Origin of the sequence: Shewanella zhuhaiensis, assembly GCF_022484835.1 — a bacterium.
In the GTDB taxonomy this organism is placed as follows: Bacteria; Pseudomonadota; Gammaproteobacteria; order Enterobacterales; family Shewanellaceae; genus Shewanella; species Shewanella khirikhana.
In genome coordinates this window covers 329,736-343,416 of the sequence record NZ_JAKUDL010000005.1, presented here as the reverse complement: position 1 = coordinate 343,416, position 13,681 = coordinate 329,736, and the positions used below count along the sequence as shown (strand labels likewise).

General features: G+C 54.9%; 16 protein-coding genes and 1 tRNA gene. 3 read left to right on the top strand and 14 right to left on the bottom strand.

Features of this window, described 5'->3' with window-relative positions; all coding sequences use genetic code 11:
* Nucleotides 1–840 precede the first annotated feature (840 nt).
* Nucleotides 841–917, top strand: a tRNA-Trp gene (locus MJ923_RS15555).
* A gap of 96 nt (nt 918–1,013) precedes the next feature.
* Here the strand turns inward: MJ923_RS15555 and MJ923_RS15550 are convergent.
* The gene (locus tag MJ923_RS15550) at nt 1,014–1,481 is read right to left on the bottom strand and encodes a Dps family protein (protein WP_240591865.1); all 468 of its coding nucleotides are present in this window, start codon (nt 1,479–1,481) and stop codon (nt 1,014–1,016) included.
* A 105-nt stretch (nt 1,482–1,586) separates the two neighbouring features.
* On the opposite strand from MJ923_RS15550, the gene MJ923_RS15545 reads away from it, so the two are divergent.
* Entirely contained in the window at nt 1,587–1,871 is a 285-nt protein-coding gene (locus MJ923_RS15545; RefSeq protein ID WP_240591864.1) for a hypothetical protein, read from the top strand.
* Entirely contained in the window at nt 1,871–2,317 is a 447-nt protein-coding gene (gene rimI, locus MJ923_RS15540; RefSeq protein WP_240591863.1) for a ribosomal protein S18-alanine N-acetyltransferase, read from the top strand. The genes MJ923_RS15545 and rimI overlap by 1 nt, the downstream gene beginning before the upstream one ends.
* Nucleotides 2,318–2,401: 84 nt before the next feature.
* On the opposite strand, the gene lipA is transcribed toward rimI, so the two are convergent.
* The 13 genes from lipA to MJ923_RS15475 all read right to left on the bottom strand — a co-directional run bounded on the left by lipA (nt 2,402) and on the right by MJ923_RS15475 (nt 13,633).
* Entirely contained in the window at nt 2,402–3,367 is a 966-nt protein-coding gene (gene lipA / locus MJ923_RS15535) for a lipoyl synthase (protein ID WP_220065269.1), read from the bottom strand.
* Nucleotide 3,368: 1 nt separating this feature from the next.
* Nucleotides 3,369–4,019, bottom strand: coding sequence for a lipoyl(octanoyl) transferase LipB (gene lipB / locus MJ923_RS15530; protein ID WP_240591862.1), 651 nt, complete (start codon nt 4,017–4,019; stop codon nt 3,369–3,371).
* 96 nt (nt 4,020–4,115) lie between these two features.
* The gene (gene ybeD, locus MJ923_RS15525; protein ID WP_126167756.1) at nt 4,116–4,382 is read right to left on the bottom strand and encodes a DUF493 family protein YbeD; all 267 of its coding nucleotides are present in this window, start codon (nt 4,380–4,382) and stop codon (nt 4,116–4,118) included.
* Nucleotides 4,383–4,492: 110 nt separating this feature from the next.
* Complete coding sequence (locus MJ923_RS15520) at nt 4,493–5,668, bottom strand: serine hydrolase (RefSeq protein WP_240591876.1); 1,176 nt, start codon at nt 5,666–5,668, stop codon at nt 4,493–4,495.
* A gap of 99 nt (nt 5,669–5,767) precedes the next feature.
* Nucleotides 5,768–6,613: a septal ring lytic transglycosylase RlpA family protein gene (locus MJ923_RS15515; RefSeq protein ID WP_240591861.1), complete on the bottom strand. Its 846-nt coding sequence runs from the start codon at nt 6,611–6,613 to the stop codon at nt 5,768–5,770.
* Nucleotides 6,594–7,589 carry a lytic murein transglycosylase B gene (gene mltB / locus MJ923_RS15510; protein ID WP_240591860.1) on the bottom strand — a complete coding sequence of 332 codons (996 nt, stop codon included), beginning with the start codon at nt 7,587–7,589 and terminating at the stop codon, nt 6,594–6,596. Before mltB ends, MJ923_RS15515 begins: the two co-directional genes overlap by 20 nt.
* Before the next feature lie 9 nt (nt 7,590–7,598).
* A complete protein-coding gene (rodA, locus tag MJ923_RS15505; RefSeq protein ID WP_126169504.1) occupies nt 7,599–8,705 on the bottom strand; it encodes a rod shape-determining protein RodA in 1,107 nt (368 codons plus the stop codon).
* Nucleotides 8,706–8,713: 8 nt separating this feature from the next.
* The gene (gene mrdA, locus MJ923_RS15500) at nt 8,714–10,570 is read right to left on the bottom strand and encodes a penicillin-binding protein 2 (RefSeq protein ID WP_240591859.1); all 1,857 of its coding nucleotides are present in this window, start codon (nt 10,568–10,570) and stop codon (nt 8,714–8,716) included.
* Between the two features lie 37 nt (nt 10,571–10,607).
* Nucleotides 10,608–11,078 carry a 23S rRNA (pseudouridine(1915)-N(3))-methyltransferase RlmH gene (gene rlmH, locus MJ923_RS15495; RefSeq protein ID WP_126167752.1) on the bottom strand — a complete coding sequence of 157 codons (471 nt, stop codon included), beginning with the start codon at nt 11,076–11,078 and terminating at the stop codon, nt 10,608–10,610.
* Nucleotides 11,078–11,404 (bottom strand): ribosome silencing factor, encoded by a 327-nt coding sequence (rsfS, locus tag MJ923_RS15490; protein ID WP_126167751.1) that lies wholly within the window; start codon nt 11,402–11,404, stop codon nt 11,078–11,080. Before rsfS ends, rlmH begins: the two co-directional genes overlap by 1 nt.
* A 72-nt stretch (nt 11,405–11,476) precedes the next feature.
* Nucleotides 11,477–12,118: a nicotinate-nucleotide adenylyltransferase gene (gene nadD, locus MJ923_RS15485; protein WP_240591858.1), complete on the bottom strand. Its 642-nt coding sequence runs from the start codon at nt 12,116–12,118 to the stop codon at nt 11,477–11,479.
* On the bottom strand, nt 12,111–13,139 hold the full coding sequence (holA, locus tag MJ923_RS15480; RefSeq protein WP_240591857.1) for a DNA polymerase III subunit delta: 1,029 nt from the start codon (nt 13,137–13,139) through the stop codon (nt 12,111–12,113). The genes nadD and holA overlap by 8 nt, the downstream gene beginning before the upstream one ends.
* Nucleotides 13,139–13,633, bottom strand: coding sequence for an LPS-assembly lipoprotein LptE (locus tag MJ923_RS15475; RefSeq protein ID WP_240591856.1), 495 nt, complete (start codon nt 13,631–13,633; stop codon nt 13,139–13,141). The genes holA and MJ923_RS15475 overlap by 1 nt, the downstream gene beginning before the upstream one ends.
* Nucleotides 13,634–13,681: the final 48 nt, after the last annotated feature.

Genomic DNA, 13,681 nt, shown 5'->3' with positions numbered 1-13,681 from the left:
GAGCGGTAGTTCAGTTGGTTAGAATACCGGCCTGTCACGCCGGGGGTCGCGGGTTCGAGTCCCGTCCGCTCCGCCAACTTACATGAAGCCTCGTCAGAAATGACGGGGCTTTTTTGTATTTCTAGCTCCCGAAAGTACTGCGTACTTTGGGTCGCTTCGAATGGCTACCCTGTATGGCAGGGCGTCTTGTACTGCCGCATTCTTCCTTAACAGCCCAGTTCGGCATCAGATAAGCGGTTGTCTGAGCGCCTTGGATACATTGAAGGACTGGAACTCTGGCAACGACCAACCCTTTTGTTCACATATTCTTTAAACCATGGACTGAGTATCGTCTCATTTTATGGCCTTGAAACCTCGAGAGCGCCGGTCAGAGTGACCGTTTCAACGGATATTGGGTGAAGAAGATACTGGAAGGTGTGGTATCTAAACTGAACATGCAGTTTGTCCCTTTGCTCGTTTAACTAAGCAAATATTATTGCGATGTTCTAACTGATTGCTGGGTGTTAAACCGAGCGGCGCACTACTAAACCAAGACTACCTACACCAGGATAAGCATTAGGCATCTTCAGCGCTGTCCCAGGCGGTTGTATGTCAGTTACGTGCGGCGTTGGTGCTTGATAGACTAATCGGCCATTAAACAGCTTTTGGGGCCGCTCTGCTCGGGGCTAGTCAGCAGCTGTGAGAGACAACTTATGCCGTCAATTGGGCACCCGCTGGGCGCAGTAAGCTGCATGTAATGATAAACAGACCTTTGTGGCTGAAAAAGCCGCAAACAAGCGGTTTTCATTAAAAAAGTGCTTTACCTTTAGGGGGGCTTTTTGCATAATGCCCTCCGTCAACAGGGGTGTAGTTCCAATTGGTAGAACAGCGGTCTCCAAAACCGATGGTTGCGGGTTCGAGTCCTGCCACCCCTGCCACATACCAGAAAGGCCGTTCAGAAATGAACGGCCTTTCGTCTTTTCAGCGTTTGCTAACTCTTTGCTTGCCGTGCTCAACTGCACTTTGTTAGTGCGTTATTCCTCCAGCAGGCTTCTTAGCATCCAGGCATTTTTTTCATGGATACTGACTCTTTGGGTGAGCAAATCCACTGAAGCTTCATCGCCACTTTCTGCTGCCAGTGGAATGAGGGTTCTGGCGCTGCGGATAAGGATCTCCTGGCCTTCTATCAGGCTGGCAATCATCTCTCTGGCATTCAGGCCGCCAGTGTCTTCCTGGATGTCGGTTACTGCGGCAAAGGCGCTGTACGAACCAATGGCTTTTACCCCCAAGGCCCGAACCCGTTCGGCAATACTGTCCACAGCAAGGGCAAGTTCGGTATACTGCTGCTCGAATAACAGATGCAGGCTGGTGAACATAGGGCCGGTCACATTCCAGTGAAAGCTGTGGGTCTTGAGATACAGGCCATAGCTGTCCGCCAGTAGTTTATACAGACCTTTGGCGATGGCGAGGCGATTTTGTTGGTCGATACCGTTGTTGATCATAATAGTCTCCTCCTGTTTTTGATTTAATCAGAATAATGAATCAATCTTGCTGTTTGAAATTGAAATAATAGATTGGAATGTTCGATTCGATAAATAGGAAGGGCAATGGAAAAAGCGGCATATCTGGATGCTATGGGCATAGTCCGTTGGCGTGAGGCTGGCAAGTCTGCGCCATTGTCGCCTGAGTTGGTGCAGGCTCTGAAAAAGATGCTCGAGCATCCCTTATTTGCTGAACTTACGTTTACCGACCTTAACTGCCAGGGAGCGGAAGCATCCATTCTACTTACGCCAGCAACAGGTGATGCTGTTTCATTGCCGATTGAGGCGCTCGACACTGCACAAGGCAAGCGTGCGCTCTGGCGTGCGCTGGGCCGCTGTGGAGTTCTGTGATGAAGATTGAGACATTGCAACAGCAAGACGCGCCCAAAATGGCGCTCATTGAGTCTGAGGCACATTCCCATCCGATGTCTGAAGGCTCGCTGGCCGATTGCTTTGGTCCGCTATACCGCTGCAACGGACTCTTTCACGATGACACGCTGCAGGGATTTACCATAGTGCAGCAGATTGTGGATGAAGCAACTCTGTTTGATATCTGTGTATTGCCCTCGGCACAGGGCAAGGGCCTGGGCAAGTTGCTGCTGCAGCAGGTGATAGCCGATGCGAAATGCCATGGCGCACAGGTACTGATGCTTGAGGTTCGGGCCTCCAACATGGCAGCGATTGGCCTGTATCAGCGGTTGGGATTTATCGAGATTGGTCGGCGTAAGGGCTATTACCCCACGGCTGACGGCCGCGAAGATGCGGTACTGATGGATTTAAGGCTTGAGCAAGGCTAAGCCTGTTCTGCACGGATAACCCAATAAAAAACGGCGCTAATGCGCCGTTTTTCAGTTTTAAAGCAGGCTTAATGGCAAACCTGCTTATTTGACTTCCTTGCCCTGGGCCTGCAGATCGGCATGGTAGCTAGAGCGTACCAGCGGACCACAGGCGGCGTGGCTGAAGCCCAAATCTTCGGCAATGGCTTTCAGCTCATCGAATTCCTGTGGGCTTACGTACCGCTCTACCGGCAGGTGGAACTTGGAAGGCTGCAGGTACTGGCCCAGTGTCAGCATGTTCACGTCGTGGGCACGCAGATCTTTAAGTACCTGAATGATTTCTTCGTTGGTTTCACCCAGACCCATCATCAAACCTGATTTGGTTGGAATATTGGGGTGACGCTCTTTAAAGCGCTTGAGCAAATCCAGCGACCATTGGTAGTTGGCGCCCGGGCGAGCCTTGCGGTAGTGCGCCGGCGCGGTTTCCAGATTATGGTTGAACACATCCGGTGGATTGGTGCTCAGGATATCCAGCGCGACATCGATGCGGCCACGGAAATCGGGCACCAGGGTTTCAATCTGAATGTGCGGATTCAGAGCTCGGATTTCGCGGATACAGTCGGCAAAGTGCTGGGCGCCACCGTCACGCAGGTCATCGCGGTCAACCGAGGTGATCACCACGTATTTGAGCTTCATATCGCGGATGGTTTTGGCCAGTTTGACCGGCTCATCGGCGTCAGGTTTGAGTGGGCGGCCATGGGCTACGTCGCAGAATGGACAGCGGCGGGTACAAATTGCACCCAATATCATAAAGGTCGCGGTACCGTGATTGAAGCATTCTGCCAGGTTGGGGCAGGAGGCTTCTTCACACACAGAGTGCAGGCCGTTGCTGCGCAGAGCCTGTTTGATTTCGGTGATGCGCTGATTGGAGGCTGGCAGTTTAACTCGCAGCCAATCTGGCTTTCTGAGCATGGTTTCACGCTCGGAAGGCATGATTTTTACCGGAATTCGGGCGACTTTGTCTGCGTCACGCAGTTTGACGCCCGGCTGCAATCTTTCGGGTCTGTTCATTTTATTCTGCTAATCCTTGGTGATGTACCAGGTGCTCGTAGCCAAGAAGCTGACTGAAGCTTGTCGTCAGTTTTTCTCCGGCTTCGGTTACCGTCTGTGGACCGCCCAGCGACTTGCACTGAACCATTTCCAGTCCGGCATAACCGCAGGGGTTAATGCGTTGAAAGGGGGTGATGTCCATATCGACGTTGAGTGCAAGACCGTGGAAGGAACAGCCACGGCGGATCCTAAGGCCCAGTGAGGCCACTTTGCGCTCGTCAACATACACGCCGGGGGCATCGGCCTTGGCATAGGCATCCACGTTATAGCCTTTTAGCATCTCAACAATGCTCTGCTCTATGGTGGTGACCAGATCGCGCACACCGATTTTCAGGCGTTTGATGTCCAGCAGGGGATAAGCAACCAGTTGGCCCGGACCGTGGTATGTCACCTGGCCGCCGCGGTCTACCTGAATAACGGGAATATCGCCCGGATTCAGGATATGTTCGGCCTTGCCAGCCTGACCCTGGGTAAATACAGGCGGATGCTCGACCAGCCAGAGTTCGTCGTGGCTGTTCTGATCCCGGTTGTCGGTATAGTGCTGCATGGCGTGCCAGACAGTTTCATAGTCCTGATTTCCCAGGTGTCTGATATGCAGAGTCTTGGCTTGCAAGGGCAACCTCTCCCCCTCAGATTCGGCTTGGCGGCATTATACGCCGCGACAGTCGAAATGTAACACAGATCACGCTTTGCCTATGCGTGAGAAACGTTAAAGTACCCGCTTTACGCCGTCGATGGCGGCAAGCGCGGTGTACAGGGTCTCGATGTGCTCTTTGCTGGTCACAGTCACGCGAATGGTGACAGACACATAGGTGCCCTTGCTGGAGGCTTTGGAAGTGGGGCTGTAGTCGCCGGGGGCATGTTGCTGCACCACGGCTACCACGCGATCGGCCAAAGTATCGCTGGCGTCGCCTACCACCTTAAAGGGGAAGGAACAGGGAAACTCCAGGTACTGGTCAAAAGTGGTATTCAACATCGTCATCTATCTCAATCATGGGCTCGAGGCTCAAATATGGCGGCGATTATAGCCCAATCAAGGCCTGGGGGCGAAAAAAATGCCACCCGAAGGTGGCATCTTTTCAATCCTTAGCTGAACCAGCTGGCGAAGAGTTGCTTGAAGTAGTCCATCAGTTTGGAGAACCAGCTGCCTTCGTTCACTTCCTGGAGGGTGACCAGTGGGAACTGGGCAATGTCTTTACCATCCAGCTGGAAGTAGACACGGCCAACTACTTCACCCTTGGCGATAGGGGCTTCCAGTGGTTTGGTCAGCTCAAAGTTGGCTTGCAAATCTTTGCCTTTGCCGCGGCGGATGGTCAGTGGCGTATCGGTGGCCACACCCAAATCAACGCTTTCACGATCGCCGTACCAGATTTTCTGGTTAACGAAGCTGTCGCCGGCTTTGTATGGGGTTACGGTTTCGAAAAAGCGGAAACCGTAAGACAGCAGCTTTTTGCTTTCGGCCTTACGGGCGGCTTCGCTCTTGGCGCCCATTACCACAGAGATCAGGCGCATATTGTCCTGGGTCGCGGAGGCCACCAGATTATAACCAGCGCCTGAGGTGTGACCGGTCTTGATGCCGTCCACGTTCATGCTCTTGTCCCACAACAGGCCGTTGCGGTTGTATTGCTTGATACCGTTGAAGGTAAATTCCTTCTCGGCGTAGATCCGGTACTCGTCTGGAACATCGCGGATCAGCGCCGCGCCAAGAATCGCCATATCGTAAGCGGTGGTCTTGTGATTGTCTGAGTCCAGACCATGGCTGTTTTCAAAATAGCTGTCTGTCATGCCCAGTTGCTTGGCCCAGGAGTTCATCATATCGACGAAGGCATCCTCGGTGCCGGCAATGTGCTCGGCCATGGCCACACAGGCATCGTTACCCGACTGAATGATGATGCCGCGGTTGAGATCTTCGGCTTTGACCGTTTTACCCACCTCGATAAACATCTTGGAAGAGTCTGGGAAGTTCTTCGACCAGGCATTCTTGCTGATCTGCACATCGTCCTCGGGGGAGATATTGCCCACTTTCATTTCATGACCAATTACATAACTGGTCATCATCTTGGTCAGACTGGCAGGGTTAAGCTGCTCGTAGGCATGCTCTTCTGCAATGATCTGCCCGGTGTGATAGTCCATCAGCACATAGGCCTTGGCGGCCACCGAAGGCGCCTCAGGTACAACGGTCGGTGGTGCTGCAAAGGCGCTGGCGGAGACGATTGCCAGGAGCAACATCGATTTTGGCGTGGTACGTTTGAATGCTTTCATCATTAACTACACGTTTTCTCTGAAGGTTTTTGAAGCGGTCGGAAACTTGCCGAGTGTAACATTAATAGACACAGGTTTGCAGTGAAGGTTCCTTCATGTTCAGGATTTGGGTTCACTGACCAGATACCCCGTGGGGTAGCCCTGCTGGCGAATTTGCTGCAGCAGCTTGCTGGCAATGCCTTCGTGGCCCAGCGGCCCAAGCTGCAACCGGTACAAATCGCCGCTTTGCTGCAAGCGGTAGCCCAGCTGGTAGCGGCTTGAGAGTTCTTTACCCAGGTTGTTGAGCTTGTTTTTATCGCCGGAGGCCACCAACTGGATGAAGTAGTTGTTGGGGTCCGTCGCCGATGCCTGAATTTCAGACGCGGGTGAGGGGAAGTAAATAGTTTCAATCACCACCCGCGCAGTGCCGGTTTTAAGCATATCCAGCTTGTGGGCCGCGGCGTAAGACAGGTCGATAACCCGTCCTTCGTGGAAGGGACCGCGATCGTTCACCCGCACTATCACTTCTTTGTTGTTATCTATGTTTCGCACTTTCACAAAGCTTGGCAGCGGCAGTGTCTTGTGGGCTGCGGTCATGGCATACATGTCGTACACCTCGCCATTGGAGGTGTGATAGCCATGAAATTTGGTGCCGTACCAGGAGGCGATACCCGATTCACGAAAGTTGGCCGCGCTGGCGAGCACCTGGTAGGACTTGCCCCTGACGGTGTACGCCTTATTGCCTTTGCGGCTGTATGGCTCGTAGCGGGGCACGGCATCCGCCACCTGGCTGACGTCCGGCGCCGAATCGGGGTAGGCATCGTCTTTTAAGTGATAACGATCGCCGTTGGATTTTTTGCCACTGGGCGCTGCTTTTTCATCGGGGGCCGACGAACAGCCACCCAGCAGTGCCAGTGCTATCCCACCGGCCAGCCACAGGGAGGTTTTACGGTTTTGCATGGGCATGTTTGAGCTGCTCACTGAATTCATAGGCCGCCATGGCATAAAGAGGGCTTCGATTATAACGTGTTATCACGTAAAAATTCTTAAGACCAAGCCAATATTCGTTGCTGTTTTCCTGCTCGAGCTTCACCAGCATGGCAGGTTGCGCCGCATTCAGATCGCGGCTGTCGGACAGCCCCAGGTCTTTTCCGAGCACCTCTGCCACCGACATCGACAGTGGCTTACCATCCCACACTCTGGCATCGGGGCTTGTGTCTGTGCGTGGCACCACCCGGATGGCTACCGGGGCACCTGGCTGCCAGCCATGTTGGTGGAAGTAATTGGCTACGCTGCCAATGGCATCATCGACACTGCCGAGCAAGTCCCGCCTGCCATCACCATCAAAATCCACAGCGTAGTAACGGTAGCTCGATGGCATAAACTGGCCAAGGCCCATGGCGCCTGCGTAGGAGCCCTTGAGTGTTGCTAAATCCAGTTGTTCGTCTTTTTCGAGCTGCTGCAATTCCGCCAGCTCTTTCAAAAAGAAGCTTGCCCGCGGTGGGTAGTAAAAACCAAGGGTGTAGAGTGCGTCACGCACCGGGAAGTTGCCCATGGTTTTACCGTAATGGGTTTCGATACCTATGATGGCCACTATCATTTGCGGCTCAACGCCAAAGGTTTCAGCGGCGCGGCTAAGGCTTGCTTCGTTGGCTTGCCAGAATGCCAACCCGGCCTTGAGGCGGGCCTCAGTTAAAAAGCGCGGCCGATATTGATGCCATGGCTTGGCCTCCCAGGGGCGGCTGATGGCATCTATCACTTTCTGGTTGTATTGCACCTTGACCAGAAAATCGTTGATTTGTGTTTCGCTGAAGCCGAGCGCAGTCTGGCGGGCGACAAAACTCGCCTTGGCGCTGTCGATGGCGGCCGGTTGTCCGGCCAGGGCGGGAAATATACAAGCGAGCAGGCCGGGCAGCGCAACCCGGCGCAAAAAGCGTTGCATCGGCAGTCCTTATCGGTCGATGAAGCGTCTGTGAGTCTGAATGCTCATTAGGATGCCAAAACCTGTCATCAATGTCAGCATGGAGGTGCCGCCGTAGCTGACCAGTGGCAGAGGCACGCCCACCACAGGCAAAATGCCGCTGACCATGCCGATGTTCACGAAGATGTAAACGAAGAAGGTCAGGGTGATGGAGCCGGCCAGCAGGCGGGCAAAGTTGGTTTGCGCGCGGGATGCAATCACCAGACCGCGGCCAATAATGTAGACATACATGGCAAGCAGGATGATGGCGCCAATCAGGCCAAACTCTTCACCAATCACGGCGAAGATGAAGTCGGTATGGCGCTCTGGCAGGAATTCCAGCTGCGACTGAGTGCCCTGCAGCCAGCCTTTGCCATCGAGACCGCCGGAGCCGATGGCAATTTTTGATTGGATAATGTGGTAGCCCTTACCGAGGGGATCCGATTCGGGATCCAGCAGCATCATCACCCGCGAGCGCTGGTAATCGTGCATCAGGAAGTACCACAGGATTGGCAAAAACATCAGCACGGCGGCCACAAATCCCAGCACTATGTACCAGCTCATGCCGGAGAGAAACAGTACGAAAATGCCTGAGGCAGCCACCAGAATTGAGGTGCCGAGGTCAGGCTGCTTGGCAATCAGCAGCGTGGGGATCAGCATGATAACCGCCGCTGCAGCCAAATAACGCTTCTTCGGCGGCAAGGTATATTTGCTGATAAACCAGGCCATGGTGATGGGGAAGGCAAGCTTAATCAGCTCCGATGGCTGGAACTCCATAAAGCCCAGGTTGAGCCAGCGCTGCGCCCCTTTATTGATTTCGCCAAAGAAGTGCACCCCGAGCAGCAAAATGATCCCGGTGACATAAATCGGCAGTGCCCAGCGGCGCAGGATCTCCGGGTTAATCTGAGCCATAAACAGCATGATGCCCAGGGACAGACTCATACGCACCAGTTGGCGCTCCATCATGCCAGGGTCTTCACCCGAGGCCGACCAAATCACGAACAGGCCAAAGCCCATCACCGCCAGGATCCCCAGCAGCAACGGCAGGTCGATATGCATCCGTTGCCAGATGTTTTTGCGGGCGTGATCTGTGCTCATGGCCGTACTCATGGCTGTACCTTCCACTGCTCGTGCAGCATAAATTCATCCAACATGGCGCGGGCCACCGGGCCTGCATTGGCGCCGCCCCAACCAGCGTTTTCCAGCACCACCGACAGTACAATTTTCGGATTTTCAAACGGCGCATAGGCCACAATCAGGGCGTTATCGCGCAGGTGCTCGGCCACCGAATCATGGTCGTACTTGGCGTCCTGTGCCACCGAGAACACCTGAGCCGTACCTGTTTTCATGGCGGCGGTGTAGCTGGCATCGGTAAAGCGCGACTTATGGGCGGTTTGACGCATGGCTTCGTTGATGATTTCCCAGTTGCGCGGGTTTTTCAGGCTTACCGGCGGCATTTCTTCCGGTGGTCGCTCGATTTTAGCGCTTTGGTCTTTCATCGCTTTAAGCAAATGCGGTACATAGCGTTTGCCGCGGTTGGCCAGAATGGCGGTGGCATTGGCAAGCTGGATTGGCGTTGCGGTCCAGTAGCCCTGACCGATACCCACAGAGATGGTATCGCCGGGATACCAGGGCTGATTGTGGCGAATACGCTTCCAATCTGAGGACGGCATGATGCCGGCGGATTCTTCAAAAATATCCACGCCGGTACTTTCACCAAAACCAAACTGATTCATAAAGTTGGCTATCTTATCGATACCCATTTTATGCACCATGTCGTAGAAGAAGATATCGCAGGAATCGACGATGGCATGGTAAACGTCCACATAGCCGTGGCCCCATTTTTTCCAGTCACGCCATTTGCGCTCAACGCCAGGCATTTGCCAGTAACCCGGATCCCAAATGCGGGTGCGTTCGGTAATCACCTGCTCTTCCAGCCCCAATAGCGCCATGTGCGGCTTGATGGTGGATGCGGGGGCGTACAGGCCTTGTGTGGCACGATTAATCAGCGGCCGAGACTTGTCGTTCAGCAGTGCACTGTAGTTTTTCGAGCTGATCCCCTGCACAAACAGGTTGGGGTCGTAGGACGGGCTCGACACCAGCGCCAGGATGCCTCCGTCCTGGGGATCTATGGCCACTATGGTGCCGCGCCGACCGGACAGCAGTTCCATCGCCTTTTTCTGCAGATTGATATCCAGGGTCAGATACAGATCCTGGCCAGGCTCCGGCGGCTCGGTTTTCAGGGTGCGTATGGTGCGGCCACGGTTGTTCACCTCTTCTTCGAGATGCCCTGGCTTGCCGTGAAGCAGGTTTTCGTAATACTTTTCAACGCCTTGCTTACCGATGTCTTTGCTGGCGGTGTAGTCGCCCCAGCGGTCGGCCCGCTCAAGCGCGGCTCTGTCCTTGGCGTTGATTTTGCCTACAAAGCCCAGCACGTGGGTTAAGAGTTCACCATGGGGGTAAAAGCGCTTCAGACCGGCTTCCACTCTGACACCGGGGAAGTGGTGTTGATTTACACTGAAAGCGGCCACTTCGGCCTCAGTGAGGTTGTTTTTCAGTGTCAGGGGCTTAAAGCGACGGTGGTATTTGAGCGCCTCGAGAAAGTCCTGCTGCTCTTCATCGCTTAAAGGGATAACCTGCGACAGGCGTTCCAGCACCTCTGGGACATTTTTTACTTTCTCGGGCACCAACTCGAGGGAATACACCGGCTGGTTTTCTGCCAGCAGCACGCCGTTACGGTCGTAAATCAGGCCGCGGCTTGGCGCGACCGGCGTGATCCGGATGCGGTTATCGTTGGAGCGGGTGGTGTAGTCGGCGTAAGAGGTCACCTGCAGGTGATACAGATTGGTCAGCAATAGCCCAAACAGTGCCAGCACACACAGAAAGGTAAAGATGGCCCGTCGCCGAAACAGAGCTGCCTCGGCGGCGTGATCGTGCATGGCTACCCGTTTTCTTGGCGTCACTCAGCGTCTCCGGTGCAAATGCGGCCCCACAGGTTGGTTATTCCCTGTGGTACGGATGATTGTTGTTGATGCTCCAGGCCCGGTAGAGGCTCTCGGCCACCACCACCCGCACCAGCGGATGGGGCAGGGTCAGGGCTGACAGGCACCAGCTTTGGGCTGCGGCTTGTTTGCAAGCCGGGGCCAGGCCTTCTGGGCCGCCAATCAGCAGGCTGACATCGCGGCCATCAAGTTGCCATTTTGACAGGGCCGATGCAAGCTCGGGCGTGGTCCAGTTTTTGCCGGGAAGATCCAGGGTAACAATATGATTACCTTTGGGAATGGCTGCCAGCATCTGCTCGCCTTCCTTTTGCAGGATACGGGCGATATCGGCATTTTTACCGCGCTTGCCGGCGGGGATCTCCACCAGTTCCAGCGCCATATCCCGCGGGAAGCGGCGCTGATATTCTTCAAATCCCCGGGTGACCCAGTCGGGCATCTTGGTGCCCACGGCAACGAGTTGTAATTTCATCAGGCGTGTTCTTGCCAGAGTTTTTCAAGCTGATAGAAGTCGCGGGTCTGATCCTGCATCACATGCACTATCACATCGCCCAAATCCACCAGTACCCATTCGCTGGCGTCTTTACCTTCACTGCCGAGGATTTCGATACCGGCTTCACGGGCCTTGGACATCAGGTTTTCGGCAATCGCGCGTACGTGGGTCTTACTGGTGCCTGAGCAGATCACCATGTAATCGGTGATATCGGATTGCTTGCTGACATCCAGAACCACCAGATCCCGGGCTTTGAGATCGTCAACTTTATCTACCACAAATTGCTTGAGCTGCTCGCTTTGCACGCCAGATTACCTCATGTGTTCCACAAAAAAGAGCGGGGCAGTATAGCAGCCCGCAACCGAGGAATACACCGCCTAGCGGTAAAGTCCCCGGGTGTTGATGATATCCATCACCCCCTCGGGCAGCCATTGGCTCACATCTTCGCCGCTTGCGATGGCTCGGCGGATTTGGGTGGAGGAAATATCCCGCTCCAACACCTCGGTGAGTAAAATGCGGCCGCAGGGCTCGGATGGTAACTCGCTGCTCTCATAGTGCTTTTGCGCCAGACAGCTGGCCATGGGATGGGCGCTATCCAGCCGATAGCCCGGCCGTTTGCATACCAGTAAATGACACAGTGAAAACAGCTCCTGCCAGCGGTGCCAGCTGGGCAGGTTCAAAAACGAATCCATGCCCATCACAAAGTAGAACCTGCGGCTGGGATAAAGTTCCTTGAGCCGTTTCAGGGTTTCGACCGTGTAGCTTGGGGTGTCGCGCTTAAGCTCGATATCACACAGGGCAAACATCGGCTGCGCGGCAATAACGGCATCCAACATAGCAAGGCGAGCGTCAACGTCAGCATGGGTGCCTTGTTTGTGGGGCGGAATGTGATTGGGCAGCAGCCAGCAGTCATCAAACTGCCACAGGTTACAGGCGGCAAGCAGAGGCTCTATATGGCCAAGGTGTGGCGGGTCAAAGGTGCCGCCAAGGATAGCCGTATGGCGAATGGCGTCAGTCATGGACGGCAATCAGGCGTTGATGGGCGTTGGGGTCAAACAGCAGACACAGGTGCATCAGCAGAGTCCAGTCTTCTTCGCCCGCTTGCTTGAGCTTAAGTTCAAGCTGAGACGAGAGCGCCAGCATTGCCTCGATTTGCTTGAGGCTCAGGCGTCTGAGAGCCCCTTCATACATGGGTTTGCGTTTGTCCCAAATCCGCAGTTTAGACCACAGCGGCGCCAGCGACTCGCGCTCGTCCATGGCCGATTTCAGCGTCAGCAGGGTGGTCAGCTCCCTGAATACCGCCCACAGCACTATTGGCATGGCAGTGCCTTCAGCGCGCAGCTGAGCAAGCATATGGGCGGCTCTGTCCTGCTGGTTGGCGAGTAGGGCATCGGCAAGTTGAAACACGTTGAAGCGAGACTGATCTTCAAAATATTGCCCAAGTTCTGCGGCGCCCACCATACGGCCCTGGGTGAGCAGTGCCAGCAGTTGCAGCGCCTGCTCGGCCGCCAGCAGGTTGCCTTCGTACAGGCTTGCGAGCAGCGCTTTGGCGTCGGGCTGCAATTGCAGCCTATGAGCCTGGATGCGGCCATCGAGCCAGCGGCTGAACTGTGGCCCTTCGGGAGTATTGCAGGGTAGGTAGACACCTGCTTTATCGAGCGCTTTGAACCACTTGCTGTTGGTTTGTTCGCTGGCAAGTTTGGGGCCGCGGACTATCAGCAGCAGATCGGGGTTGGGCTGGGCCATCAGGCTTGCCAGCATGGCGCTGCCGTCAGTGCCAGGCTTGGCCTGGGGCAGGGTGAGTTCGATAATGCGGCGGCTGGCAAACAGGCTCATGGCAAGCCACTCATTCTCGAGTTCCTGCCAGTTAAAGCTGTTTTCCTGCTCCAGGCTTATCCGTTCTTCAAATCCCTGTGCCCGTGCTGCGTCCAGCAACTGGCTGCGGGCGCTTTCTATCAACCAGGCTTCATCTCCAAACAGGCAATAGCACTGGGCCAGTGGCGACAGGTGGCGGCCAAGCTGCTCAGGATACACCCGCATCAGTTTTCTCCGATGGCGGCCAGGGTTTGGATCAGGTTATCGGCGGCCTGCTGGCGCATTTCTTTGACCAGCAATTCCATCTCGCGGCTTTTGGCGAGTGCGGTGCGGGGGTCGTCCAGATAGTCGCGGCGAATTTCCACGTTGAAGGGCTTGGCTTCTTCGCCGGGAATGGCCACGGCAAATTGCACGTGATAAATAAGCTCGTATTCGGCCACGTTACCCGTGGGGTAGAGCGATAGCGTAGTGCGCTCCAGGGTGTCTTTTATCAGCCGCACCGAAGGGATTGTGGCGTCAGATGCCACTACCTGCACGCCGGACAGACGCAGGCGGTCTTTTACCAGCCGGGTCAGTTCACTGTATTCATCGGCGCTGTCGACGCTCAGGGTCTTGAGACTGGTTGGGATCTTATAGCTGCCCTGTAAGCGAAATCCGCAGCCGGTGACTACTGTGAGCAGCGCCAGACTCAAGATGGCGGTGAGCAATATTCTAACCATGGCGTAATGCTTATTCCTTGTATGTTAAGCGGAAAAACCCGCCGAGGC